Here is a 23,976-nt window from a genome sequence, read left to right as displayed (position 1 = left end):
CCTCCATCTGTCGATCCTACTACGAATACGACGTGAGAGGTGCTTTTATCTGTCTCATTTATTTAGGTCACTTCATATGCCAAGCCCGGGTGTTCTTTTATTATTTTGGAGGCATGCGGAGAGCCCCGTCCAAGCGGATCGTTTCTCCGTTTAGCATCGTATTGTGAATAATTTCTTTTACGAGCGAAGCGTACTCAGTTGGAAAGCCGAGTCTTCTTGGAAAAGGAACATTCTGTCCCAGCGTCTGCCTTGCTTTTTCAGGAAAGGACATATAAAAAGGCGTTTCAAACAGGCCGGGCGCAATAGCCACGACGCGTATGCCAAACTCTGAAAGCTCTCTGGCAGCCGGCGCCGTAAGACTCCAGATGCCTCCTTTAGAGGCGCTGTAGGCAGCCTGCCCGACCTGGCCTTCATAGGCCGCAATCGAAGATGTATTAATAATGATGCCTCTTTCTCCCTGTTCGTTTGGTTCATTATGTCTCATCGCATCTGCCCCGAGCCGGAGCATGTTAAACGTCCCGACCAGATTCGTCTGTATAACACGGTTGAAGTGTTCGAGTGAATGCGAATCTTTTTTATTTAAAATCTTCTCTGCCAGGCCTAGAGCGGCGCAGTTGACAACCCCATCGATACGCCCGAATGTCTCTATTGTTTCATCGATCGTTGCTTTTCCTTTTTCATCTGAAGTAACGTCCATTTCGATAAAGATGGCGCTGTCGCCAAGCTCTTTTGCTCTTTTTCGCCCCGGGCGCACCTCAAAATCGGCAATGACCACTTTCGCTCCGTTTTCTACAAGCATATTCGCTGTTGCCCCGCCAAGGCCGGATGCCCCTCCCGGCAGTAAAAAAACTTTTCCGTTAATTTCCATGCTGCTTCCTCCCCTGTCTGTTCCTAAAGTGTAAGCCACTACTCCTATTCTACCTTATAATTACCCTAAAGAACTATTTATCAAAAGTATATCTTCCTCCCTTTTCGGGAATATTAAAAAAACGTGTAGATTCTTTTTTATAGCGGGAAGGTTATAATAAGAAAAGATAGATAGTACGTCCGCTAAAGGAAAGGGATGGAATGGCCCATGAAACAAACGACTGGCTGGATGATTCTGCGTTTTGTCATCGTTATAATAGCCGCTTTCGCTCTGGCGTGGGCGATTGGCAAAATTTTTTCCTATACGTATCCTTTTTGGATCGCGGCTTTTTTCGCCTGGATGCTCATGCCGCTTACGAAGTGGCTTCATTATAAATTACGCCTGCCGAATGGAATAGCTGCTCTTTTAGGATTGTTGCTTACATTAAGCATTGTCGGGGGCATTGTTACCGGATTGATCTTTCTGTCTATTGAAATATTTAACGTGATTGCAGAAAAGGGCCCTGCCTGGATGGAGAGTACCTTTCAGCAGATGCAGAATTTCTACAACGAAAATATTCTTCCCTTCTGGGAAAGAGTAACAGGAGCAGCTTCCGGCCTCGGCGGCCAGTCGTCTGTAGACCAGGGAATAGCCCAGCTCGGAAGTCAGCTGGGTTCTGGTCTTGGCTCAGTCGCCCAAACTATTGCCGACGCTTTGACCCAATTAATTTTAGGTATTCCAACGCTTCTGATCGTGCTGTTATTTATCGTATTAGCTATATATTTCATCGGAAAAGATTGGAACCGCTACGCCGGAAAAATGAAATTGGCTCTGCCTCCCTTTATCATTGAGCGGCTGAAGGCTTTTTACCAGGCCATGTGGGCGAGAGTCTTCGGCTACATCCGGGCACAGCTTATTCTCATGTTCATAACGGGCGTCATCGTATTAATCGGGCTTCTTATTATGCGAGTCGAGGGGGCCTACTGGCTTGCGGCAGTCGTCGGGGTTGCTGAATTTCTTCCGTACTTAGGCACCGGCACTATTTTAATTCCGTGGGGCGTATACTTGATTATTACAGGCAACTTCGGCCTTGGGCTCGGACTGCTAATCCTTTACACTGTTACAATGATTGTACGGCAGATCATTGAGCCAAAGGTGCTCTCCTCGAGCATGAATCTGAATCCCCTTGCCGTTCTTGTATCTCTGTTCGCCGGGCTGCAAATGTTTGGAGCTGTCGGCCTGCTGGCGGGACCCGCTATTTTAGTTCTGTTTATCATCCTTTGGGACATCGGCGTTGCGAAAGACATCTCCCGCTTTATTCGATATGGCTTTGATAAATAAACTTGTACCTGTATAACGGAAAAGAGACCCCGTTTCGACTTGAAGGGGCTTCTTTTCCGTAACTTCTGTTATGATGGCTGCCAATAAGGGAACAAAGTATTATACTTAACTTTTATGATCTAGAAAGGGTGTCAGCATTGGAATCAACAATTGTTCATTCATCTAATGAAGAGGAAATACAATCCGCCTGGCGGAAAGCCGATGAAGCGTTCACTCCATGGGCTTCTTTAGCCATAGAAAAACGGCTGAGCTACATACAGCTGCTTCGTTTTACTATCAGCGAGCTTCGGGAGGAGATTGCCGATATTATCTCTACAGCTACAGGAAAGCCTCCCATCGAAGCGTTGGGTTCTGAGGTCATTCCGGTTCTTGAGGCCCTGCGCCATATTGAAAAAGAAGCTTCCGGTCTTTTTAACCGGGAACGCGTCAGAACTCCCATGATATTTATGGGGAAAAATTCGTCAATCATCCGCAAACCGCGCGGAAAAATTGTTATTATTTCTCCTTGGAATTTTCCGTTTCAGCTTTCTCTCATCCCGGTTGTTGAAGCTTTAACCGCAGGAAACTGTGTGCTTTTAAAGCCTTCGGAAGAAACACCGCTTGCCAGTCTGCTTCTGGAAAAAATCTCCGGCCTTTTTCCGGACGGGGTGTTTCAGGTCCTTCATGGCGGCGCTGAAACCGGCCGCTTAATGATTGAACAACAGCCCGACTATATTCACTTCACAGGCTCGATCGCTACAGGAAAGGTTATTCAGAAGCAGGCCGCGGAGCATTTAATTCCCACTACTCTCGAACTCGGCGGAAAAGATGCGATGATCGTCCACGAGGACGCCAATGTGGAACGGGCTGCGAATGCTGCTGCCTGGGGTGCCTTTATGAACAGCGGACAGGTTTGTTTGTCTGTCGAGCGCGTAATCGTGCATGAAGATGTTCAGGAAGCTTTTTTAAACAGTGTACACCGCACCATTTCAAATCTTCGCCGCGAAGACAGAAAAGAATATGAGATCGGCCGTATGACTACAAAAAAACAGTGGGACATTGTTTACAGCCAGGTTCAGGAAGCGCTTGACCAGGGAGCCGAACAAATAGCCGGCAGGCCTCCTGAGCAGTGGGACAAACAGAGCCTGACGATCGAGCCGATTATTCTAACCGGGGTAAACAGAGAAATGCGTGTGTGGAAGGAAGAGACTTTTGGTCCTGTATTTTCTGTCCGCACTTATTCTAAAATAGATGAGGCCCTTGAGCTGTTCCACGATACAATTTATGGCTTAAGCGGGTCGGTCTTTACTGCCGATCAGGAGCTTGCGGCCAGCATTGCCGCAAAGGTCCGCACAGGCAATTTCATGATTAATGATGTTATTTCCCACGCTGCCAATCATTACCTTCCTTACGGAGGGGCAAAGCAGAGCGGTATTGGCTCCTACCATTCTACCGCTGGCATGCGCTCATTCAGCATTGAAACTTCTGTTATGAGCGCCCGTGGCAGCATGAACAGCGAAATTTTATGGTATCCTTATGAAGGAAAGTTCGAATCACTTTCACAGATCATCGACTATTACTATGGCAGAAACCGCAACTGGAAATCATTTTTGCAAACGTTTATGGGCCTCACACGCCGGCCGTAATGCTGATGGTTTCCTCCTGCCTCTAGGAGCATGAAAATGGGACGCTATTCAAAATGGAAACAACTAGCACCGAAACAGCTGTGGGCCCGCATCAAGCAGACGCTACAGCCCGCCTCTGAGGGCGGGGCAAACTCAAACAGCAGGCTGGACCGGCGGCGTCAGCATAAAGAGCGTCAAAAGGATACACGCCTGTATAAAACCTCGCTTTATGCGTTTTATACAATGTGTGTCCTGCTGATGCTTATGCCGTTTGTTTATTTTCTTCCGTGGCCTTCCATTGCCACCTGGCTGGTGGTACTAATTCTGCTTACGCTTGGAACCACAACAACTCTCGCTGCCGTCACAATAAAAAAGCAGTCACATCATGTGCCGCTTTTATACATGTGGCTTATCCTGCTCATGTCTGCAGTATTATTAATAATCTATCTGGGTATCCTTATTTACTTCCGGTTTTTTCTGCTTTAGCTGCCCCGGCTCCTATTCCAAATACGGATCGAGCTCTTTATCCAGCAAAGGTTTATATCGCAGCTCGTAGGTGGTTTCGGGCACTGGAAGGAGGCCGGCATTTTCGGCCTCCTTTGCAGTTTTTGCCGTATATACTACCGGGATGCCGCTCCAGTTAATGGCAGCTTCACACATCGGGCACGGCTCCCCGCTCGTATAGAGCTCGCAGTCACTTAGATCCGGAGTTTTTAAGAGCCGCGTTGCAGTCCGTACTGCCTCAAGCTCGGCATGAGTCGTCGGATCAAAGGTTTCAAACCCTTTATTTCCTTCCTCTGCCACCACTTCATCATTGCGGATGATTACGCAGCCAAAGGGGTCCCCTTTTCCTTCTTTTTTTACCTTCTGTGCCAGCTGAACCGCTCGTGTCATAAAAGCTTCATTATACATAATTGGGCAGGCTCCTTATACTTTAGACTGATACTCATTGACAAAAGCGCTGTACAAGTGTTGTGAATATTGCAGGTCTTCGCCGTGACAAATGGATAATTTCCCGGGGGCGACCTTCTGGATGGTTTTTGTACTCCGCATTGCCCGATCCATGTTAGCAGTAAATTGTTTCATCGGAGGCCCGATACGGCCGTTTTTGGAAGTAATCATGTCACCGGTAATCAGCACATCATCTTTTTTGTGATAATAAGCAGTATGTCCCGGCGAATGCCCTGGCGTAAAATAAGGGTCAATGCCCATCATCGAGTGAAAAACACCACGGCTGTCCCCCGGCAGCTGCTTTACAGAAAATCCTTTTGTATAATCAGTCGGTTTTTTTCGGTTTGGATAAGGCTTTTCCCCTGTTATGTAAGGAACTTCGAGCCCATGAATATATACAGGCGCATTTACTTTTTCCTGGATATAAGCGAGTCCGCCTACATGGTCCGGGTGACCGTGGGTTAATAAAATCATCTGGACCCGGCCAAAACGTGCCGCTTCTTTTAATATCCTCGGTGCCATCGGTCGTATGCCTGTATCGATAATTATTGACCCGTTCTCATGCTTCACGACCCAGGCGCTGATGGTAATGCCTATTTTCATGTGTATCTTAATGATATTTTCACTCACCTGGCTGACTTTCACCATCTTCGATCCACTCCTTTCTCCCTTTCTCCTTCCCTTCTTGTGCCCGATTAACGCTTTATTTTTCCGGGAAAGAGAATAACACTGTTTTTTCTAATCATCTGCTTACAGTGTACACAATATTGCATACAAAATTCTACCGCGAAAGGATGTAATTTATGCTTTCACCCTGCCCTAACAGCCCAAATTGTGTTTCCACCATGAGCTCCCCCGAAGACAAACGGCATTACATGGAGCCTATATATTATTCAGGCCACCCTGAAAAAGCTAAAAGCACGGTCCGACGTATCCTTGGCCAACAGAAGCATGCAGAAATTATTCATGAAGATGAAAATTATATAACGACTATTTTCACTACCCCGTTACTGAGATTTAAGGACGACGTCGTTTTTTATTTCGGAAGTCCCGGACACGTTCATTTTCGTTCGGCTTCAAGAATCGGAAAGGGCGACATGGGGAAAAATAAAAATAGAATGAAAGAAATTACTGCCCAGTTTTATGATCAAATTAATGAATAATAATTAGTGTAAATTACTTATTTTTATTGAATTATTCCCCCTTCTATAGTAAAGTCGGTTTTGATATTGATAATCTTTTTCAATTAGGGGGATATACATATGAAACTAAAAACGTTTTCAGCTCTTTTAACAATACCTGCTTTGTCATTTTCGCTTGCTGCCTGCAGTTCCTCAGGCGACAACGGCGGTTCGGAGGATTCCGGGAGCACAGAGAGCTCCTCTGAAAACAGCGAATCTGTGACGGTGACGGATGGGTATGACAACGAAGTGACACTCGAAGAAACACCTGAAAACGTAGTCGCCCTCGAATGGGTGTATGCAGAAGACCTTCTCGCCTTAGGCATGCAGCCTGCCGGTATCGCTGATCTCGATGGTTACAACGATTATTTAGCTGATATCGAGCCGGCGCCATCCGAAGATGTCCAGGATGTAGGAACGAGGCAGGAACCAAGCCTTGAGCGCATTGCCGAACTCGAGCCCGATTTAATTATTACTGCCGGCTACCGGCATGAAGGCATCAAAGAAGAGCTGGAGGAAATTGCTCCTACACTGATGTATAACCCGTATCCTGCCGAAGGCGAAGGCAACCAGTATGAGGAAATGGAGTCCACTTTCGAAAGCATTGCCAAAGCTGTCGGCGAGGAAGACAAAGCAGCACAGGTTTTAAATGACCTGGACGAAACATATGATGAGCTGTCGACAGAAATTGAAGATGCCGGCCGCAGCGATGAAGAAGTACTGCTTTCTCTTTCCTACCTGGCCAACGAAAACGTAACCTTCCGCCTATTTGCCGACAATTCTCTTGCTGCCCAGACAATGGAGCAGATCGGCGTTGATAATGCTTATGAGTCAAGGCAATTCGAAGAATACGGCTACACGGAAACGAGTGTCGATGCTCTTGAAAATTATCAGGACCAGACATTTATAGATATCCCCACGCCGGAGGGCGATCGTGGTACGATTGAAGAAACATTGAATAACAATGAAGTCTGGAACAGTCTTTCATTCGTCCAAAACGATAATGTCCACCGTCTGCCGAGCTCCACATGGCCTTACGGCGGGCCCCTTTCATCCGAAGTATTTGCCGAAGAGGTGGCTGACACTTTAACAAGTGAGGAGTAATTATGAATTCATCGATGTTCGCTTCAAGAGCTGTTCTGCTATATAGTGGCGGAGCAGCTCTTCTCTTAATGCTGATATACCTGCATCTTGCACAAAGCACGGGTAATTTTTCAATACTGGCCTGGTGGGAACTTTTGCGGCACACCGATTCTACAGAGAGCAGCATTTTTCGGACGGTCTATTTACCGAGGATTGTCATCGGTATCCTCTCAGGGATAGCTCTGGCTGCGTCAGGCGTTATTTTTCAAACGATCACGAAGAACCCGTTGGCCGCTCCGAGTACACTTGGTGTTCATGCTGGTGCCTATTTCTTTATTGTAGCTTTCGCCACGATACTGCCCGACTGGCTCGGCTTGAGCGGCTTTCTCGCCGCATTTGCAGGAGGCTGTCTGGCTGCTTTGATGGTCTTTACGATGGCTGGGGGGCTCGAAGCTACGCCCGTACGAATGGCGCTGGCCGGTCTCGTTTTGTCTATCGCCTTTTCCTCCTTTACCGCGGTTCTGCAGATATTTTTTGAAGTTCAGACCGCCGGCTTGTTTTTATGGGGTAACGGCACTCTTGTACAGCAGGACTGGAGCGGCGTCCGCTTTGTATTTCCAGTACTGCTCTTACTTTTATTTCTTGCGTTCTTTTTCGCTCCCCGCCTCGATATTCTGCTGCTTGGCAGAAACCAGGCGGCCACGCTCGGAGAGAATGTAAGGGTAACTCAAGCATGTATGTTTTTCCTTGCCGTAGGCCTTACAGCTATTGTCGTAAGTGTTGTCGGTCCTATCGGTTTTATTGGCCTCGTGGCGCCTCATTTAACACGTTTAATGGGCTACCAGCTGCATTCAACTTTATTGTTTGGCTCTATGCTCTGGGGGGCTGTGCTTCTAATAGGAGCGGACGTGCTGGGCCGGGCTGTGGATCCTTCTCTCAGTGAGCTTCCCGTCGGCGCAGTTACATCAATAATCGGCGCTCCGTTCCTCGTATGGCTCATTTTAAAGCACCGGGGCTCGTTTTTCGGTACAGAACAACAGAGTGCTATTGGCGGGGGGCGTCAAAGCCGGGGGCTGAAATATCCTGTTGTTTTAGCATGTGCTGTTATGTTTACTGCTCTCGTCTTTTTTGCGGGACTGGCCGGTGGGTCCACAGGGTTTAGTTTCGTTGACACGTGGAAGGCCCTATTTTCAGAAGAGAGCAGCGGCCAGCGGTTTATTATATTCGATTTAAGACTCGGACGGCTGTTAACGGCGCTTGCTGCCGGCATGCTGCTGGCGCTAAGCGGCATGCTGTATCAAGGTATTCTGCGCAATCCCCTCGCAGACCCTTCAGTGCTCGGAGTCACTTCAGGTGCAGGTGCTGGGGCGCTGTTTGTACTTTTTCTTTTCAGGGACATTCCTGCTGCCTTTATTCCACTCGGTGCCATAGCCGGGGCTTTTGCAGCGGTAGGCGTGATCTTATTTTTCTCCTGGAAAACTAAATTTCACCCCGCTGTACTTGCTCTGCTCGGTATCGCTCTGTCAGCTGTGGGTGGCGCCCTGTCACAAATTATGATTACCCGTTTTAATTTAAACGCCGCCGCAGCTTTAACGTGGCTTTCCGGCAGTACGTATGCGACCGGCTATGAAGAGCTCCAGCAGTTTCTGCTGCTTCCGCTTGCCATAAGTATACCGCTTGTCTGGTATTTGGCTCCTTCATTAAATGTGCTTGCACTCGGAGATCAGACAGCGATCGCTCTCGGAGAACGTTTAACCTTTGCACGCTGGGCCGCCGTACTGCTTGCTACCTTCTGTGCGGCAATGGCAGTAGCCGCTGTTGGCACGATCGGCTTCATCGGGCTTGTCGCACCCCATTTAGCACGCATGCTTGTTGGCCAGGATTATATGCGTATTTTTCCCGTAGCGCTGTTTATTGGCGGCTCACTTCTCGTATTTTCCGATACAGTGGGCCGGACAGTACTCGCTCCTGACGAAATCCCCTCCGGGCTTGTAGCTGCTTTGATCGGCACACCATTCTTCTTGTGGCTGATGCATAAAAGCTCCAGGACAAAATAATTGAACAAAAAAAGCCAGGAGCTTCCGCGCTGTGGGCGGGACTCCTGGCTTTACCTGCTTTAATTGGTCTGTGATATTTCCGTCGCGGAAGCAGGCGTGCGGTCGATTAAATCATACGTCATGCAAAGCGGTTTTCCACTCTTTGGGTCGGTTACGACATGGGCGTCAATGCCAAATACCTGCCGGAGCACGTTTTTACAAATGACGTCACTTGGGCAGCCGATGCACTGGACTTCTCCGCTGCACATAGCAATTAAATGATCAGAAAAGCGGGCAGCATGGTTTAAGTCATGAAGCACCATTACAATCGTCCGGCTTTCTTTCTCGTTTAATTGCTGAAGCAGCTCAAGCACTTCAAGCTGGTGAGCCATATCGAGATAGGTGGTCGGCTCATCCAGAAGCAGCAGGTCCGTGTCCTGGGCAAGTGCCATTGCAATCCAGGCCCGCTGGCGCTGGCCGCCTGACAGGGAGTCCAGCGTACGATCCGCAAATTCTAAAACTCCAGTGTCATTCATCGCGCTTTGAATAGAGGCATGATCCTCCGCAGTCAATTTCCGGGTGCGCTTGCGGTGCGGATGCCGGCCGAATGAAACCAGCTGTTCCACTGTTAACGTAAGCGGTATGTCTGGAGTCTGGGCGAGCATAGCCATATTTTTAGCAACTTCTTTAGTTTTCATTTCATGAATAGATTTGCCATCTAAGTAAACGCCGCCTTCTTCCGGGGTCAGGATGCGGGAGAGCGATTTCAGGATCGTGGATTTTCCGCACCCATTCGGACCGATAATAGACGTGATCTTTCCTTCCGGTATGTCGACACTGATATTTTTCAGGACTTGTTTATTTTCATAAGACACATCTATTTGCTCTGCTTGAAGTCTTGCCACTGTCGCAAGCCCCTTTCTTTTCTACAATCTTGATTTATTCTGAACCGTCCATTAATATTGATAATGATTTTCATTTAAAATTATAACGATTTTACGTTAAAATAGCAAACAGATGTATAAATTTATTATGGAGGCGGATGCGGCTATGACTCTTCGCGAACTCGATCACCGGCTGGACATGCTAAAATCAGATTATGTACGTATACAGGGGGATCTGGAAAAGCTCGAATCCTTCGGCGGCAACACAGATGGCATTATGCGCGAACTGGACATTCTTGAGAAAGAAATGCACGAAATCAATACACAAATACGGGAATACAATAAATAAGCGGGCCGTGATAGGCCCGCTTTTCTGCTACTCTTCTAAATATCTCCTCGCCCCGGCATATTCATCTGCATATCCGGAATCCTCCAGACTGACGATTTCCACCGCGCTCCGGGAGTTTGGCGAATGAATCATGTCACCGCCGCCGATATACATACTGACGTGGTGCACCCGCCCCTCCCCATTATCATAAGCAAAAAACAAAAGATCTCCCGGCTTTAGGTCTTCTTTTGCGACCGGCACTCCGTGCTTTGCCTGCACGCTGGAATCTCTTGGAATCTCAATACCATTAGCGGCAAAAATAGTGTGCGTGAATCCTGAGCAGTCAAATCCAAATCCCGACATCCCTGCCCATAAGTACGGGAGTCCAAGAAACTGTTTTCCATCTGCAATAACATTCTTTGCTTCAGGCTCGGGGATGTCATTTTCGTTGTTATATATTTCGATATCTGATGCATCGATCCACTTATTCCCGTCTGAAGGAGTAGCTACCAGTACTTCTTCTTGTTGCTCTTTCACCACCGGCAATCGGGTATTATAGCTCAATTCTTTATAATCTTTTCTGCCTTTTTTATCATAAGTTAACTCTGCGGTGGGAGAAGTGATTAGCGCAAATGGTTCATTTTCTAATTTTTCGAGCCGATTGCTTTCGACTATTTGTTCTTCCGGGACCCAGCCGGGGTAACCCAATTCATTTCTTGGTGTTCCCTGGCCTTCCGCTGCAACTTTTACCCATCCTTTCTTTTTTTCTAGAACATGGACCTTTGAACCAAACAGCGCCTGGCTTTCCAGATTACCAACAAGCCAGAGCTTGTCATCTACATTCATAGCCGATGTCCATTCATTCAGACTGGCCGGATTGGAGGCTGAGGGGAGGTCCATTTCCCGGAGAATATTCGGCTCCGTCCACATCGTCATTGCACTCACATCTGTATAAGCTGTTTCGTTCACTTCTACTTCTGCTGCTTTTACCGGTCCAGCTGTTATTGCTGTTCCTATGACTGCGATCATGATTGCTGAAGTCCAGTGACATTTTTTCATCGCGATTCCTCCTCCTTAAAAGTAACAGAACTACTCTGTGCATGTTTCAGAGGTTTTATCTGGTGCCCTTCAAAAGAAATAGTAGTGGCATTATTTTCCTGAAGCCAATTTGGAGCATCCAGATCGATCATTTTAATGTTCGGATGAGCAAGCGCTAGTTCAGCTGCCGGCGAGGCGCTTATCGTGGATTCCATCATGCTGCCCATCATGCACGGTATACCAGCCGCTTCTGCCACATCAGCAATCTTCCATGCCTCCAGCAGTCCACCGCATTTCATAAGTTTAATATTGATCATATCGCAGGCACGTTGCTCAACGAGCCTGCGGGCGTCTGTATATGTTTTACAGCTTTCGTCCGCCATGATGGGTGTTCCGGTGGATTCTGTAACTTTTTTTAATCCCTCCCAGTCCCCTGCTGCGACGGGTTGTTCTATAAACTGTACCGGAATCCTTTCTTTTTCAAGCTGTTGAATAAATGCAATCGCTTCTTTAGGCGTCCATCCCTGGTTGGCATCGATCCTGAGCATGACGCCTGGCGGAAGCACTTCCGCGATAGCCAAAATTCTTTGATAGTCTTTTCTGACATCATCTCCAACCTTCATTTTCAGATAGCGGAATCCTTCGTTAATATACTGCTCCGCCGTGTTTTTCATTCGTTCCGGTTCTTCCATGCTAATCGTCATATCATTTTCCAGTACAGAGGGCTCTCCTCCCAGCCACTCCAGGAGACTGCAGCGGCGCTGCTTTGTAAACGCGTTTATGAGAGCCATTTCTACTGCCGCTTTTGCACTGAAGTTCCCATAACAGCTCTCCTTAAGTTTACGCACATTTTCCTGCAAAGCTCCGCTTGGTGCTCCTGCTAGCGCTTCCGCAGCCGGACCTTTGATAACTGCTTCGATACTTGATGGAGATTCTCCCGTTACTGCAAGAGCCGGTGCAGCTGCTCCTCTCCCTGCAGTGCCGTCTTCCAGCATTACGCTCACTTCAACATTTTCAATGCTTGTAACCGTCCTTACGGAAGTAACAAACGGCCGATTCAAGGGAATCTTTTTCCTTTTCGTTTCAAGATAAGATATTTCCATTCAACATCCCGCCTCTTAAATTCTTGATAAGATTTCCGCCACCGTAACGCCAACGACGGTGCCCATAAATGAGCCTATTAATGCCATCATTACTCCTACCGGAACTAGAGTACGGCTGAAGGCTCCTGCGAGTACTGGAGCAGAGGCCATACCGCCAATATTGGCCAGGCTGGCGATGCCGAGAGTGAATAGATCGAGCCGGAACAGCTTTGCCAGAAGCAGCATAATAGCACCGTGAAAAAATAAGATCATAAAGCCGGAAATAATATACGCTGGAACCTCGGCAATATTTGAAAAATCTGCGTTAGAAGCAATTAGAGCGATAATTGTATAAAGCATCAAGTAGCCTATATCCATCGTTCCCGTTAACCTGGCGACCGGCGTTACAGCAAGACCCAATCCCAGCACAGTAACAATTAATATCGTCCATGTGGTTGCATTCACTGCGTTCCCAGCTTCCGGCAGCGTATTTCCTACTGCAATGGCAAGCGAGGCCACCAGCATGGAGAACCCTAAACAGACAATAATTTCTACATATGTTAGGGGTTTTGTTTCCTTTTCCTCCAGGGACAAATTGTAGTGCATCTGGTCAATGCTTTCTGTTTTCGCTTTTGTAAATCGATTGAACGCGAATTGGAAAGGAACAAGCCAAAATAGCAGCATTACCCAAAACGAGTAGTTTACTGTATCCATAATTAAAGCATAGCCGAATAAATTCTCAGGCACTTCAAGAATGCCCTGCAGTGCTACAAGATTTGCTGAGCCTCCTGTCCATGAACCAGCCAGGGCAGCAAAAGCTTTCCACGTTTGTGTATCTAAAAATCCTTGCATAATATAATATGTAACCGTAAAACCGCCGATAATACTAATCACAGCTACAACGTAGCTTAGCAGCATTTTCGGGCCAAGCTTGATAATCTGTAGAATATTACAGTTCAATAAAAACAAGAATATCATTGCCGGCAGCAGTAAAGAACGTATACCTGAGTTTAATTCACCAAGAGCTTCGGATCCGCTGAAGACTCCAAAGGTGTTTAACAAAGCCGCAACGATGTAAATGAGCACGACCGTCGGTACATACTTGAAAAATTTACTTTTTGTTACTTTTTCAGCACCTACGAGAAGTGCCACCGTAGCAACTAAAACACTAATGTAAAGAGCACCGCTTTCTATCATGTGGAATAACCTCCTTTGAATTGTTGAATATAAATAAACCCAGCAAAGAGAAAAAATCTCTTTGCTGGGTTTTATCCGGTAAGATAAAGCAGCATGGCTTACATGTCAGCCTTTATTTGCTTGTACTTTAAACTGGCGTTTCGCAGAGCTACCACCATCGCTTTCTGGGACGAACCATGGTAACGTTTTTGGATAATTTCTACAAGACGCTCACTTTCCTGAATTGAAGCCCCTGTGAATATTTCTTTCACGAAGCGGGCGGTTAAAGAAAGAATAGCAGAGCATTCTGCCTCCAGTATCTCGTTTGTCAAAGTATCCACTACAAAGCCGATAAAAAATACCTGGTACTGTTCAGTAATCGGATTGTTTGAAGGAGATTTAGCCTCTCCTACAATGTAAATAGTATTCTCGTTGTACAAATGTCATTCACCTCCTGATTGCTAAAAGAAGAACGCTTTGGGTAAAGGTTCCTTTTACCAGAGGAGTAATATGTTTGAAAATTATGATATCGCACTTTTCCAGATTACGCAATTCTTATTTTTATTTATGTTCCGCTTTTTAAGAATTCCTTCAGTTTTCCAATGCTGAAAAAGGGAATGACGTGAAAGAGAGACCTACAAAAGCTTAGGAGGAGCAATATGACACAAGCAGAAAAAACCTTGTTTAACCAACAGCATGTGAGTAACCATATTTTTAAAAATAAAATGACCGTCGCTCCGATGACGCGAATCAGTGCAGATGATAACGGCACGCCAAATGACCGGATGCGCCGATACTATGAACGCTACGCTCTCGGCGGCTTTGCCGCTGTTATTTCAGAGGGTATTTATACTGACGAAGTGTACAGTCAGGGGTATGCTAATCAGCCCGGTCTTGCCAACAAAAATCACCAGCAAGGCTGGCAGCCGATTACAAAGGCGGTTAAAGAGCACGGAAGCAAAATAATCGCCCAGCTCATGCATGCAGGGTCCCAATCGCAGTATAATCAATATACCAGTGAAACAGCTTCCGCCTCTGCCGTACAGCCGCCAGCTGAAAAAGTATCTTTTTACGGAGGCCAAGGGCCTTTTCCGGTACCGAAAACCATGGATGAAAACGATATGGAAACCGCTAAACAAGGATTTGTCCAGGCAGCTCTCCGCGCGGTTGAAGCGGGATTCGATGGCGTAGAGATTCACGGGGCAAATGGTTATCTGCTTGACCAGTTTTTATCTGAATCCACTAATAAACGTACCGATCAATACGGAGGTTCCGTGGAAAACCGGGTCCGCTTTCTTACGGAGGTAATCGAAGCTGTCCGCGGTGCTATTGGCCCAGTCCCTATTCTCGGCATCCGCATTTCCCAGGCAAAAGTTACAGACAGCTCGTATCGCTGGCCGGCCGGAGAAGCAGATGCTTCCGTTATTTTTTCCAGGCTTGGAAATACTCCACTGGATTATATTCACACTACGGATGGCGATGGCCTCGGCGAAGGCTTTGGGAACGAAACCTTAAGCATGGCCCAGGCAGCTAAAAAATACAGCGGCCTTTCTATCATTGCCAATGGCAATCTTGGAGAGCCGGATAGATCCTCCCGTATCATTAACGATGGCGCCGCCGATTTGATTTCTCTTGCCAGAACTGCTCTTGCCAACCCGGACGCCCCGCACCTCATTCTGCACGGCCAGGCTTTGAATCACTTTGATTCTTCTCTTATCATGCAGCCGCTTGCTAATGTGAAAGACGCAGAGCTGGAACAAAATATTCTTAAAGAATAAAAACAAGGAGAGGCCGGCATGGCCTCTCCTTATTCTGCAGGGGCAACGGATACAAGGAACCGTACTTTTTTCTCCCCTAGTTTAATTTTTACAGGCGTTTCGGTATAAACTTCCCCATCTGTATCGGCCTGCTGCACCGGATCTGTAGTAAGATCTATATTTTTACCGAGCACATGCTCAATAGGACTGTTTTCGTTATCAATTTCTTTAGTCCCCATCGTGGCAAAGAATTCTCTTACCAGGGTATTGCCTCCTTCTGGGATGATGAAAATTTCAAATTGTTCATCCTGCATCGAAGTATCGCCAACTGGCACTTGATTGGTACCGATGGAATGACCGTTCATGATTAGAATCATTACCGCTTCCCCGGCATAGTTTTTTCCGTCAATTTTCATCTGATAGGAAAAGACATCCGGGTTCTGGACGGTCTGCAGTGTGCTGATAAAATAGCTTAATTTTCCGATCGCGCCCTTTAAATTTTCGTCCACATTTTCTGAGGTCTCCACGATCAGCCCTATTCCATAAAAATTGGCGAAGAAGCGGTCATTCATTGAACCTATATCAATTTCTTTCGTATTTTTTTCAAGCATGTCCGTCATAGCTCGTTTAGGATTCTGCGCCAGGCCGAGAGACCTTGAAAAGTCGTTGCTTGTCCCATACGGAAGTACTCCCACATCAGGTGTGTACGGCGATTCCATGAGCCCATTGATGCTTTCATGAACGGTGCCGTCCCCGCCGGCAATGAAAATTGCTTCCACATGCTCATCAATCGAAGCACACGTTTCACGTAAATCGTCTTTGGACTGTGTCTGTCTAATGACAAGCTCCACAATAGAAGTTCCCCATACCTGGATAAATGTATTTAACTGCTTTTGTTTTTCATTAACGTCTTTGTTTCCGTTAATAATAAGTAAAGCTTTTTGATACATATGAACGTCTCCCCTATCCTGTCAAATAAACGGCTTCTTTAATGCATAGAAGACGCTAACCGTATATTCCCATTTCCAGGGGGGTGAAAACAAGGGAGATGCTTTTTATTTGCGGTGCAGCATCATTCGTTTGGTGCCGGCATATAGATTAGACCAGTACATACGCTCCGTGTCAGGCGGGCACAGCTGATGTCTCCACACTGATTTCATGCTTGTGCTCTCCGTATATGTCAAAACGTAAACTTCTTTCGGGCCATTTCCAGTGAACCAGGCCCCGCCCTTTTCAAGGGAAATAAAACGGGCCCCCCGCAGGTTTTTTATGTTTCGGTATGCCTTCAGGCTCTCATCCATCAGGGCCGCATACAGCACTACCTTTTGCGACTCCTGCTCCGGAGAAGATATACCGACCTTTTTCCAATGCTTTTTTACACATTTTACTACGTCCAATTGGCTTTCGATGTTTGTTCCTGTTAATTCTTTCATTACATTCTGAATAATAGAAACAAATAAATCATTTATCCCGGGTGCTATTCTTTTTGCATGATACTGGTTTTTCATTTATATCTCTCCTTAATTAATCACATTTTTGAAGCATCGGACATTTCGCACATACTTCATTACTGTTACTTAATGCTTTATAAATAGAACACCAGGACCGTTTCGCGTAACAGATTGGAACGTTTTGATTTTTGGCGCGTTCCTTTAATTTAGCCGAAACGTTATGATTGATGAAATCAGTCAGCACAAGCACCAAATCAATATTTGGCGGAATTTCTTTTTGTACCATTTTTACTTTGCGTCCGCTGACATGTTTGATGTCCTGAAAGCCTAATTCTTTTAAGCGGTCGGGAATGGCCCCCAGTCTGTCTGCTCCAATGATCATCAATCCGTCCATGTTTATCCTCCTATTTGAAAATAATTCTCATTTGTTAAGTATAGTTTATTGAAAACGATTCTCAATGTCAACGTTTATTCTTAAGCCGGAAGTTTTTATTCTGCCTGTATGTGGAATACAATTGAAAGTATGCCGCCAGTCAGTCATAAAGGGAGGTATCATATGAAAAGTCCTGATGAAGTTCATATAGAAACACTTACCGTAAAAGATGACGGTAAAATACCTAATCATCCTAGTTTTCCGGTGCTCATTTATAAGCAGACGACAACCGGCTCTGATGATGTTAAAGCACTTTTTAATACAAACAACTGGCTGGGTGCTTGGAAAGGAAGTGTATTTAAATACCATCATTATCACAGTAATTCACATGAGGTGCTTGGATGCGTAAGCGGATCGGCTCTTTTGCACATTGGTGGCGAACAGGGCAGCCAGCTTAATATAAAAAATGGCGACATATTGATTCTTCCGGCTGGATATGGCCATAAGCTTATTGAGCAGAGTGAAGACTTTGCAGTTATCGGTGCTTATCCAAATGGTTCGGATTATGATATGTGTACCGGGGATCCTTCCGAGCGCCCGGAAAAGGTAGATAATATTTATCAAGTACCTCTGCCCGATTATGATCCTGTTTTCGGCTCAGACGGACCACTTTTTTCTTATTGGACAAATTTTTCATAAACGAAAGGAAGCCGCATATACTATGGCAACGAAAACGAGACAGATACTTTTAAACGAAAGACCAAAGGGCCTTCCCGATAAAAATACTTTTGCATTTAATCACACGGAAATAGAGGCCCCGGCAGAGGGAGAAGCTCTTCTGCAAATGATCTATATCTCCGTGGACCCATATATGAGAGGAAGGATGGATGACCGTGAATCTTACGTGCCGCCTTTCCCTCTGCATAAACCAATTGCTGGAGGCGGCATAGCCAGGGTACTTGAAAGCCGCGACAGCTCTTTAAGTGAAGGCGACTATGTAACCGGGAACTTACCGTGGCAGGAATACGTTAACGTTAACGCTTCAGAAGTGCGCAAGGTACAGGCGGAAGCAGCTCCGGTTTCTGCTTATCTAAGCGCTGTGGGCATGCCTGGCCTCACCGCCTATTTCGGCACCCTCAGCATTGGCCAGCCTAAACAGGGCGAGACATTCGTCATCTCAGGCGGTGCTGGTGCCGTCGGATCACTTGCGGGGCAGATTGCTAAAATGCAGGGAGCTCGCGTTGTCGGCATCGCCGGCACCGATGAAAAACTGGATTATATGAAAAGCATTGGCTTTGACGAAGTAATCAACTATAAAACAGAGGATATAACAAAGGCTATTGAGCGGACCTGCCCGGACAAAGTAGACGTATATTTTGATAACGTCGGAGGCGAAATGAGCGATATTGTGCTCGATCATTTAAACAAATTCGCCCGCGTAGTGCAGTGCGGAGCAATTTCCACTTATAACGATCCGGACAATTATGGCCCAAGGGTTCAGTTTAAGCTCATTAAGTCGAGTGCCCTGATGAAAGGGTTCATCGTAGGCGATTATGCCGACGAATTTGAAGAAGCCACGAAGCAGCTTGCAGCCTGGGTCGCTTCTGGTGACCTGCAGTATGAAGAAACTATTCTTACCGGCTTCGACCGCATTCCAGAAGCATTTATTGGTTTGTTTACCGGACGAAACACAGGTAAATTACTCGTGGATGTTTCCCAATAACCTTAGAATTCCGCTGCGCCATGTAAAAAGCCGCCTGCCCAGTTTATGGGCAGGCGGCTTATTTATATTTTCATTAATTTAAGGACGGCCCCGAAGGTTTCGGTGCAGTCTGTTTTTCTCTTGACTGCTCCTTTAATTCCTCTTTCTTTTTTACTTCCTGGTTGCTCGGCGGACTCAGGCTGAGAATTTTATCTCCAGATTCAGGCTTTATCGCATTATCAAGAGTAAAGAATTCCAGGCGCCCGGTCGGTTTTTGGATGCCGATCAGCACGACGTCCTCTGCGCGGTCATTTAAATAAGACTGATATGGATATTCTTTCGTTAAAGTAGTTAATTTAAATACATAACCCGCATCCACTTTCCAGTTCAGTTCTTCAAATGTGGCGCCTTTTTCAAACAGGACCCGGCCGCCGACTTTTCTCATCAGTTCATCAGGTTCATTCCGGTCAGATTGATGCCAGCTGAGCTGAAACAGATCCTTTCTTCCAAATTCAGGCACAAAGGTTGTACAAACAAGCGAATTGTAAGAATCCCGGTCAGTGGCTGCAATAATTTTATTGTAGGGTGTCATGTCCAGCGAGTACTCTGACTGCTCTGAAAGGATTTCTCCCCGGTAATACGCAATTCCCGCTTTACGGGCGTTAAACAAATGCTCAAACGAAGAGTCGGCAATCAATACCGGAACGTTCATTTCTTTCAGCTTCTGCGCAAGGCTGGTGCTAAAAGAACTCCCCCCGACGAATAAAACCCCCGGAAGCCCTTCCTTTGAAAGGTTTAATTTTCTGGCAAGCGGCCCAATGGTGAAGCCGTGGAAGCATACGGTGGCAAATACCAGCGCAAATGTGAGCGGGGTAATAATCGAAGCCCCGGCATAGTTGTATTCTTCAAGAACGTTCGCAAAATATCCGGCCACTGTTAAAGCCACGATTCCCCGCGGAGCAATCCACCCCACCAGGGCTTTTTCGCCAAATGTTAAGTCAGTACCTATGGTGGAAAGCCATATTGAAAGCGGACGTACTAAGAACAACATCAAAAGCACATAAGCGATGATCTGCGGATCGAAAATCTGCATCAGCGTGGCCCGGTCAAGGGACGCTGTCAGCATAATAAAAATACCCGAAATCAGCAGGACGGAAATATTTTCTTTGAAGTGCTGCATATCGCTGATAGAACTGATATGAAGATTTGCCAGCGTCATCCCCATCGCAGTAACAGCCAGCAGCCCTGTCTCATGCATGACCACGTCAGAAATAACAAAGCTTGCGATCACCATCGAGAGAACTACCGGAGATTTCAAAAATTCCGGCACATGCCCCCGCTCAAAAGTCCATCCGATTATTCTGCCGAAAAGAATCCCCAGAAAGACTGCAAACAACGAAGCCATAAAGAAATTAACGAGCGAAACAAAGGCTGATTCTTCAGAGGTGAAGGTGCGTATAATTTCAAACGCAAATACTGCCAGAAGAGCACCAAACGGATCGACGACAATCCCTTCCCACTTAAGTATTCTCGCCGGCCTCGGTTTCAGCTTTGCCTGGCGCAGGAGCGGCAGAATAACAGTAGGACCCGTGACAATCAGCAGCCCGCCAATGATAAAAGAAACTTCCCATGACAGCCCTGCTACAAAGTGAGCTGTCAATGAACCGAGTATCCAGGCTAAAAACGCCCCTAATGTAATGATGCGGTAGACAGGCTTTTGAAGCCCCTGAAGCCCTCTGAAGTCAAGATTCAGGCTTCCTTCAAATAAAATAATGGCTACGGCAATCGAAACGATCGGTCCGTACAAATCGCCAAACGCTTCGGAAGGGTTAATAACCCCGAAGATTGGGCCGATTAAAAGCCCGGCAACCGACATGACCACGATGGCCGGCAGTCTTGAAAACCAGGCAACCCACTGGGAACCAATCCCAACAGCGCCAATCAGCATTAATTGAAACAATAGAGAGTCCAGCATACTATTTTCCCTTCTTTCCACTCCCGTTTTTTATCTTTGGGTTTATTCTTGTATGTAAGTCGTAATCCTTTCGTTTTTTAATCACTTGAAATAAAAAGATACTATACTAAACCCTATTGTTTCAATCAAAGTAGTTTATAAGTATATATTTTTTCACAAAAAAGCACGCTTTTAAACAAAGCATGCTTTCTCATTACTTTTCTTCTATTTCTTCTTGAATCGACTGGCCAAGGTGACGCCCCGGCTCATCGATTCTACAGTAGATACGGTCTCCAAGCTGGCAGTCCTTCAGTGCCATTGGCTCGTATTGATCTGTCATTAAATAGACACTGTCTGCCCATTGCAGAGTAGCTGACAGACTCATCTCCCCCGCACGTACTGTTACTCTTACAAGGTCACGTTTTTCTATCTTCACTCTGCCAACCGGCACCTGTCGCGAGGCTTGGCCTTCATATATGGTTACAGGCTCGTCATTCTCCACTTCTGCAAGATATCTCGTTTCCCCTTCTTCAAAGATATACTGGTGTACAGCGCCGGCGTTAATGCGGAAAACCCGGGCTGGATACGTGCTGGTCGTACGGTTTTCCGATAATATATAAATATACCCGTGACCTGTATCTCCAACAAGCAGGCCTTCAGCCGGGGACAAAACATCTGCTGCGTCTATACATACACGCGAACCTTCCCCCATCGGCTCTATTGCCTCCACGATGCCCAGCTTCCATACATCATTTTCCATCATACTCATCAGCACCCGCTGCTCCCTGTGGATTTTTTACCCTCTTCCTCCATTTTTACTTTGTGCTCTCTCCCCCACTTTTCCAGCTCCCGCAGAAGTGATTCAAGGGAAGCGCCGTAGCTTGTCAGAGAATATTCTACTTTCGGGGGGACGACCGCATACGCATGACGTAATACCAGCCCATCATGCTCCAGCTCTTTAAGCTGCTTGATTAGCGTCTGATGATTAATCTGCTGCAGCTGCTGTTTAATCTCACTAAAACGAAGGGTTTTTCCAACCAGCTCCATAAGAATAACTGCTTTCCATTTCCCGCATACTTTATCGAGCGTAATTTTTATATTTTCTCTTTCTTCTATTGTCATTATTTCACTCCCTCAATCTAAAAAAAAGCACTACTATATATTCCAATATAAGTATGTGCAAATATATTATATGTAGGTATTATAGCCTTAAAGCCGGGTATATAAACGTGAAGAGCTTTATTCCTCAAAAAAAAGCAGCCTCTTTTAAGAGACTGCCGTACTTTTACTGTTTTTCTGCTATTTCTGAGAGCTCTGCCCACCGTGTCATTGCCTGATCCAGTTTTTCGTTGGTTTCTTTCTGGATGTTAGACCATTTTTCGATGGCTTCCAGGTCACTGCCGCTCTCTTCCATCTGTTGTTCTGCTTCCGCCAGCTCGTCTTCAAGACGGGCTATATGCTCCTCGATCTGGTCCCACTCCTGCTTTTCCTTATAGGACATTTTTTTCTTTTCCCCAGCCGCATTGCTGATAGCTTCCGGTTCCGTCTTTTTTTCCTTACTGAGCGCCGGCCGGGAGCTGTCCTTTTCGGCACTCATGAATTCCGTATAATTGCCTTCAAACAGAGTAACCTGGGAGGACTCATCAAACACAAACAGTTTTTCTGCTACCCGGTCAAGAAAATAACGATCGTGGGAAACAGTTACGACTACGCCCGGGAACTGCTGAAGGTATTCTTCAAGCACACTGAGAGTCTGCACGTCCAGATCGTTCGTCGGCTCGTCCATAAATAAAACGTTTGGTTCGGTCATTAAAATACTGAGCAGGTACACCCGTTTCTTTTCGCCGCCGGAAAGACGGGAAATATACGTCCACTGCTCCTCCCGCTCAAACAGAAAGCGTTCGAGCATCTGTTCAGCTGAGATACTTTCTCCGTTAACAGTGTATATAACCTCGGCTATATCACGAATGTATTCGAGCACCCGCTTGGATTCATCCAATTCTTCCTGCTGCTGCGAATAGTAGCCAAGCTTTACGGTCGGGCCATACACGACATCTCCGGCATCAGGTTCGGTACGGTTGGCCAGAATATTTAAAAGCGTCGTTTTCCCAGTGCCGTTCGGTCCAACTATGCCTATTTTTTCACCCGGAGTGAACATATAATTAAACTTGGAAAACATATTCTTTTCTCCGTAGGATTTTTCCAAATCCTCCGCTTCAATGACTTTCTTTCCAAGCCTTGCAGAACCGACCGGAACCTGCACTTCTTCTTTTTTCGGCGGTCCTTCCTGCTGTTTTAACTCCTCTGCCCGCTCTTTCCGGGCTTTCTGTTTTGTGCCACGCGCTTTAGGCTGCTTCTGAAGCCAGGCAAGCTCCCGTTTTAATGTGTTCTGTCGCTTTGCTTCGGCATGGGCTTCGTTCGCTTCACGCTCTGCTCTTTTTTCCAGAAACAATTCATAGTTGCCGTCATACTCATGCAGCCGGCCTCTTTCCAGTTCGAAAATTTTGTTAGTCACTCTATTTAAGAAGTAACGGTCGTGCGTCACTAAAATTAACGCTCCGTTGTAGCTGGACAAGTATTTTTCCAGCCAGTTAATGGACTCATCATCGAGATGGTTCGTCGGCTCGTCAAGAATAAGAATATCGCAGTCCTGAATAAGCGCCCGGGCAATGGAGGCTCTTTTGCGCTGGCCGCCGGATAGTTCGTTAATTTTTTGATTGTAGACTGTCAGCCCCAGCCTGTTCAACACCTGCTGCGCTACAGTGCCTGCCTCCCACGCACCGAGCTGGTCCATCTTCTGCTGGGCTTTCATCCACTGTTCCTGGGCGGCTTCGCTTTCGGGCTCCTCTTCCAGACGGGCCTGGGCTTTTTCATAGTCCTTTACTGCCTTCATAATGTCAGAGGAGCCCTCATACAAGTAATCAATCAGGTTCTCTTCCTCCGGCAGTTCCGGATCCTGAGGCAGATACTCGATCCGCAGCTGTTTAGAATGCTGAAGTTTCCCTTTTTCTGAAGCATCAATTTCAGAAATCACCCGCAGAAGCGAGGATTTTCCTGTGCCGTTAACGCCAATCAGCCCGATGCGATCCCCGGGCTCAATAGTAAATGAAATATGGTCAAAAAGCACCTTTGTGCCGGTTGTCTGGTATAGATTTTCCGCTACAAGCAGACTCATGTTCTCACCGTTC

At 46.5% G+C, this 23,976-nt stretch carries 25 protein-coding genes; 10 read left to right on the top strand and 15 right to left on the bottom strand.

The window, feature by feature from the left end; translation table 11 throughout:
* Positions 1 to 100 precede the first annotated feature (100 nt).
* On the bottom strand, positions 101 to 868 hold the full coding sequence (locus ACTTK6_RS10915) for a 3-hydroxyacyl-CoA dehydrogenase (RefSeq protein WP_079474307.1): 768 nt from the start codon (positions 866 to 868) through the stop codon (positions 101 to 103).
* Positions 869 to 1,075: 207 nt separating this feature from the next.
* Here ACTTK6_RS10915 and ytvI point away from each other — a divergent pair, with 207 nt between their 5' ends.
* From ytvI to ACTTK6_RS10900, 3 genes are all read left to right on the top strand, one after another.
* On the top strand, positions 1,076 to 2,188 hold the full coding sequence (gene ytvI, locus ACTTK6_RS10910) for a sporulation integral membrane protein YtvI (protein ID WP_079474306.1): 1,113 nt from the start codon (positions 1,076 to 1,078) through the stop codon (positions 2,186 to 2,188).
* Positions 2,189 to 2,325: 137 nt separating this feature from the next.
* Positions 2,326 to 3,813: an aldehyde dehydrogenase family protein gene (locus ACTTK6_RS10905; RefSeq protein ID WP_462833444.1), complete on the top strand. Its 1,488-nt coding sequence runs from the start codon at positions 2,326 to 2,328 to the stop codon at positions 3,811 to 3,813.
* Positions 3,814 to 3,849: 36 nt separating this feature from the next.
* Positions 3,850 to 4,278, top strand: coding sequence for a hypothetical protein (locus tag ACTTK6_RS10900; protein ID WP_079474304.1), 429 nt, complete (start codon positions 3,850 to 3,852; stop codon positions 4,276 to 4,278).
* Between the two features lie 12 nt (positions 4,279 to 4,290).
* Here ACTTK6_RS10900 and ACTTK6_RS10895 read toward each other — a convergent pair whose 3' ends face one another.
* The gene (locus tag ACTTK6_RS10895) at positions 4,291 to 4,704 is read right to left on the bottom strand and encodes a nucleoside deaminase (RefSeq protein WP_079474303.1); all 414 of its coding nucleotides are present in this window, start codon (positions 4,702 to 4,704) and stop codon (positions 4,291 to 4,293) included.
* Between the two features lie 15 nt (positions 4,705 to 4,719).
* Positions 4,720 to 5,391, bottom strand: a complete 672-nt coding sequence (locus ACTTK6_RS10890) for an MBL fold metallo-hydrolase (protein WP_079474302.1) — start codon at positions 5,389 to 5,391, stop codon at positions 4,720 to 4,722.
* Between the two features lie 155 nt (positions 5,392 to 5,546).
* Here ACTTK6_RS10890 and ACTTK6_RS10885 point away from each other — a divergent pair, with 155 nt between their 5' ends.
* The 3 genes from ACTTK6_RS10885 to ACTTK6_RS10875 all read left to right on the top strand — a co-directional run bounded on the left by ACTTK6_RS10885 (position 5,547) and on the right by ACTTK6_RS10875 (position 9,064).
* Positions 5,547 to 5,906 (top strand): DUF1499 domain-containing protein, encoded by a 360-nt coding sequence (locus ACTTK6_RS10885; protein ID WP_079474301.1) that lies wholly within the window; start codon positions 5,547 to 5,549, stop codon positions 5,904 to 5,906.
* 99 nt (positions 5,907 to 6,005) lie between these two features.
* Entirely contained in the window at positions 6,006 to 7,028 is a 1,023-nt protein-coding gene (locus tag ACTTK6_RS10880) for an ABC transporter substrate-binding protein (RefSeq protein ID WP_079474300.1), read from the top strand.
* Positions 7,029 to 7,030: 2 nt separating this feature from the next.
* The gene (locus ACTTK6_RS10875; protein WP_079474299.1) at positions 7,031 to 9,064 is read left to right on the top strand and encodes an iron ABC transporter permease; all 2,034 of its coding nucleotides are present in this window, start codon (positions 7,031 to 7,033) and stop codon (positions 9,062 to 9,064) included.
* Positions 9,065 to 9,123: 59 nt separating this feature from the next.
* Here ACTTK6_RS10875 and ACTTK6_RS10870 read toward each other — a convergent pair whose 3' ends face one another.
* Positions 9,124 to 9,948: an ABC transporter ATP-binding protein gene (locus tag ACTTK6_RS10870; RefSeq protein WP_079474298.1), complete on the bottom strand. Its 825-nt coding sequence runs from the start codon at positions 9,946 to 9,948 to the stop codon at positions 9,124 to 9,126.
* Positions 9,949 to 10,093: 145 nt separating this feature from the next.
* Here ACTTK6_RS10870 and ACTTK6_RS10865 point away from each other — a divergent pair, with 145 nt between their 5' ends.
* A complete protein-coding gene (locus ACTTK6_RS10865; RefSeq protein ID WP_079474297.1) occupies positions 10,094 to 10,276 on the top strand; it encodes an SE1832 family protein in 183 nt (60 codons plus the stop codon).
* A 27-nt stretch (positions 10,277 to 10,303) separates the two neighbouring features.
* Here ACTTK6_RS10865 and ACTTK6_RS10860 read toward each other — a convergent pair whose 3' ends face one another.
* The 4 genes from ACTTK6_RS10860 to ACTTK6_RS10845 all read right to left on the bottom strand — a co-directional run bounded on the left by ACTTK6_RS10860 (position 10,304) and on the right by ACTTK6_RS10845 (position 13,991).
* On the bottom strand, positions 10,304 to 11,314 hold the full coding sequence (locus ACTTK6_RS10860) for a C40 family peptidase (protein WP_079474296.1): 1,011 nt from the start codon (positions 11,312 to 11,314) through the stop codon (positions 10,304 to 10,306).
* The gene (locus ACTTK6_RS10855; protein ID WP_462833443.1) at positions 11,311 to 12,396 is read right to left on the bottom strand and encodes a dipeptide epimerase; all 1,086 of its coding nucleotides are present in this window, start codon (positions 12,394 to 12,396) and stop codon (positions 11,311 to 11,313) included. The genes ACTTK6_RS10860 and ACTTK6_RS10855 overlap by 4 nt, the downstream gene beginning before the upstream one ends.
* 15 nt (positions 12,397 to 12,411) lie before the next feature.
* Positions 12,412 to 13,572 carry a DUF819 family protein gene (locus ACTTK6_RS10850; protein WP_462833442.1) on the bottom strand — a complete coding sequence of 387 codons (1,161 nt, stop codon included), beginning with the start codon at positions 13,570 to 13,572 and terminating at the stop codon, positions 12,412 to 12,414.
* A gap of 98 nt (positions 13,573 to 13,670) precedes the next feature.
* The gene (locus tag ACTTK6_RS10845; protein ID WP_079474293.1) at positions 13,671 to 13,991 is read right to left on the bottom strand and encodes a DUF3870 domain-containing protein; all 321 of its coding nucleotides are present in this window, start codon (positions 13,989 to 13,991) and stop codon (positions 13,671 to 13,673) included.
* Positions 13,992 to 14,210: 219 nt separating this feature from the next.
* Here ACTTK6_RS10845 and ACTTK6_RS10840 point away from each other — a divergent pair, with 219 nt between their 5' ends.
* A complete protein-coding gene (locus ACTTK6_RS10840) occupies positions 14,211 to 15,329 on the top strand; it encodes an oxidoreductase (RefSeq protein ID WP_462833441.1) in 1,119 nt (372 codons plus the stop codon).
* Between the two features lie 29 nt (positions 15,330 to 15,358).
* Here the strand turns inward: ACTTK6_RS10840 and ACTTK6_RS10835 are convergent, their stop codons facing one another.
* From ACTTK6_RS10835 to ACTTK6_RS10825, 3 genes are all read right to left on the bottom strand, one after another.
* Positions 15,359 to 16,258 carry a diacylglycerol/lipid kinase family protein gene (locus ACTTK6_RS10835; RefSeq protein WP_462833440.1) on the bottom strand — a complete coding sequence of 300 codons (900 nt, stop codon included), beginning with the start codon at positions 16,256 to 16,258 and terminating at the stop codon, positions 15,359 to 15,361.
* Between the two features lie 105 nt (positions 16,259 to 16,363).
* Entirely contained in the window at positions 16,364 to 16,816 is a 453-nt protein-coding gene (locus ACTTK6_RS10830) for a hypothetical protein (RefSeq protein ID WP_462833439.1), read from the bottom strand.
* A 16-nt stretch (positions 16,817 to 16,832) separates the two neighbouring features.
* Positions 16,833 to 17,153 (bottom strand): DUF2325 domain-containing protein, encoded by a 321-nt coding sequence (locus ACTTK6_RS10825; protein ID WP_079474289.1) that lies wholly within the window; start codon positions 17,151 to 17,153, stop codon positions 16,833 to 16,835.
* A gap of 162 nt (positions 17,154 to 17,315) precedes the next feature.
* Here ACTTK6_RS10825 and ACTTK6_RS10820 point away from each other — a divergent pair, with 162 nt between their 5' ends.
* Both ACTTK6_RS10820 and ACTTK6_RS10815 read left to right on the top strand, forming a co-directional pair.
* Positions 17,316 to 17,831 (top strand): hypothetical protein, encoded by a 516-nt coding sequence (locus ACTTK6_RS10820; RefSeq protein WP_462833438.1) that lies wholly within the window; start codon positions 17,316 to 17,318, stop codon positions 17,829 to 17,831.
* Positions 17,832 to 17,853: 22 nt separating this feature from the next.
* Positions 17,854 to 18,855 carry an NADP-dependent oxidoreductase gene (locus ACTTK6_RS10815; RefSeq protein ID WP_079474287.1) on the top strand — a complete coding sequence of 334 codons (1,002 nt, stop codon included), beginning with the start codon at positions 17,854 to 17,856 and terminating at the stop codon, positions 18,853 to 18,855.
* A 73-nt stretch (positions 18,856 to 18,928) separates the two neighbouring features.
* Here the strand turns inward: ACTTK6_RS10815 and ACTTK6_RS10810 are convergent, their stop codons facing one another.
* The 4 genes from ACTTK6_RS10810 to ACTTK6_RS10795 form a co-directional block, all read right to left on the bottom strand.
* Positions 18,929 to 20,809 (bottom strand): cation:proton antiporter, encoded by a 1,881-nt coding sequence (locus ACTTK6_RS10810; protein ID WP_079474286.1) that lies wholly within the window; start codon positions 20,807 to 20,809, stop codon positions 18,929 to 18,931.
* A gap of 193 nt (positions 20,810 to 21,002) precedes the next feature.
* A complete protein-coding gene (locus ACTTK6_RS10805) occupies positions 21,003 to 21,557 on the bottom strand; it encodes a 3-dehydroquinate synthase II domain-containing protein (protein WP_462833437.1) in 555 nt (184 codons plus the stop codon).
* Positions 21,557 to 21,910, bottom strand: coding sequence for a winged helix-turn-helix transcriptional regulator (locus tag ACTTK6_RS10800; protein WP_079474285.1), 354 nt, complete (start codon positions 21,908 to 21,910; stop codon positions 21,557 to 21,559). Before ACTTK6_RS10800 ends, ACTTK6_RS10805 begins: the two co-directional genes overlap by 1 nt.
* 163 nt (positions 21,911 to 22,073) lie before the next feature.
* Positions 22,074 to 23,963 carry an ABC-F family ATP-binding cassette domain-containing protein gene (locus tag ACTTK6_RS10795; protein ID WP_462833436.1) on the bottom strand — a complete coding sequence of 630 codons (1,890 nt, stop codon included), beginning with the start codon at positions 23,961 to 23,963 and terminating at the stop codon, positions 22,074 to 22,076.
* Between the last annotated feature and the right edge of the window lie 13 nt (positions 23,964 to 23,976).

This window comes from Marinococcus salis (assembly GCF_054971365.1).
The sequence above is the reverse complement of the archived record's forward strand: the minus strand, read 5'-3'. Positions and strand labels throughout refer to the sequence as shown.

Coding starts and splice junctions, on each gene's coding strand:
- ACTTK6_RS10850 (WP_462833442.1), bottom strand. CDS start 13,572: ATGATAGAAAGCGGTGCTCTTTACATTAGTGTTTTAGTTGCTACGGTG.
- ACTTK6_RS10800 (WP_079474285.1), bottom strand. CDS start 21,910: ATGACAATAGAAGAAAGAGAAAATATAAAAATTACGCTCGATAAAGTA.
- ACTTK6_RS10825 (WP_079474289.1), bottom strand. CDS start 17,153: ATGGACGGATTGATGATCATTGGAGCAGACAGACTGGGGGCCATTCCC.
- ACTTK6_RS10900 (WP_079474304.1), top strand. CDS start 3,850: ATGGGACGCTATTCAAAATGGAAACAACTAGCACCGAAACAGCTGTGG.
- ACTTK6_RS10895 (WP_079474303.1), bottom strand. CDS start 4,704: ATGTATAATGAAGCTTTTATGACACGAGCGGTTCAGCTGGCACAGAAG.
- ACTTK6_RS10830 (WP_462833439.1), bottom strand. CDS start 16,816: ATGAAAAACCAGTATCATGCAAAAAGAATAGCACCCGGGATAAATGAT.
- ACTTK6_RS10805 (WP_462833437.1), bottom strand. CDS start 21,557: ATGAGTATGATGGAAAATGATGTATGGAAGCTGGGCATCGTGGAGGCA.
- ACTTK6_RS10815 (WP_079474287.1), top strand. CDS start 17,854: ATGGCAACGAAAACGAGACAGATACTTTTAAACGAAAGACCAAAGGGC.
- ACTTK6_RS10840 (WP_462833441.1), top strand. CDS start 14,211: ATGACACAAGCAGAAAAAACCTTGTTTAACCAACAGCATGTGAGTAAC.
- ACTTK6_RS10795 (WP_462833436.1), bottom strand. CDS start 23,963: ATGAGTCTGCTTGTAGCGGAAAATCTATACCAGACAACCGGCACAAAG.
- ACTTK6_RS10820 (WP_462833438.1), top strand. CDS start 17,316: ATGAAAAGTCCTGATGAAGTTCATATAGAAACACTTACCGTAAAAGAT.
- ytvI (WP_079474306.1), top strand. CDS start 1,076: ATGAAACAAACGACTGGCTGGATGATTCTGCGTTTTGTCATCGTTATA.
- ACTTK6_RS10865 (WP_079474297.1), top strand. CDS start 10,094: ATGACTCTTCGCGAACTCGATCACCGGCTGGACATGCTAAAATCAGAT.
- ACTTK6_RS10855 (WP_462833443.1), bottom strand. CDS start 12,396: ATGGAAATATCTTATCTTGAAACGAAAAGGAAAAAGATTCCCTTGAAT.
- ACTTK6_RS10915 (WP_079474307.1), bottom strand. CDS start 868: ATGGAAATTAACGGAAAAGTTTTTTTACTGCCGGGAGGGGCATCCGGC.
- ACTTK6_RS10835 (WP_462833440.1), bottom strand. CDS start 16,258: ATGTATCAAAAAGCTTTACTTATTATTAACGGAAACAAAGACGTTAAT.
- ACTTK6_RS10885 (WP_079474301.1), top strand. CDS start 5,547: ATGCTTTCACCCTGCCCTAACAGCCCAAATTGTGTTTCCACCATGAGC.
- ACTTK6_RS10890 (WP_079474302.1), bottom strand. CDS start 5,391: ATGGTGAAAGTCAGCCAGGTGAGTGAAAATATCATTAAGATACACATG.
- ACTTK6_RS10860 (WP_079474296.1), bottom strand. CDS start 11,314: ATGAAAAAATGTCACTGGACTTCAGCAATCATGATCGCAGTCATAGGA.
- ACTTK6_RS10810 (WP_079474286.1), bottom strand. CDS start 20,809: ATGCTGGACTCTCTATTGTTTCAATTAATGCTGATTGGCGCTGTTGGG.
- ACTTK6_RS10875 (WP_079474299.1), top strand. CDS start 7,031: ATGAATTCATCGATGTTCGCTTCAAGAGCTGTTCTGCTATATAGTGGC.
- ACTTK6_RS10880 (WP_079474300.1), top strand. CDS start 6,006: ATGAAACTAAAAACGTTTTCAGCTCTTTTAACAATACCTGCTTTGTCA.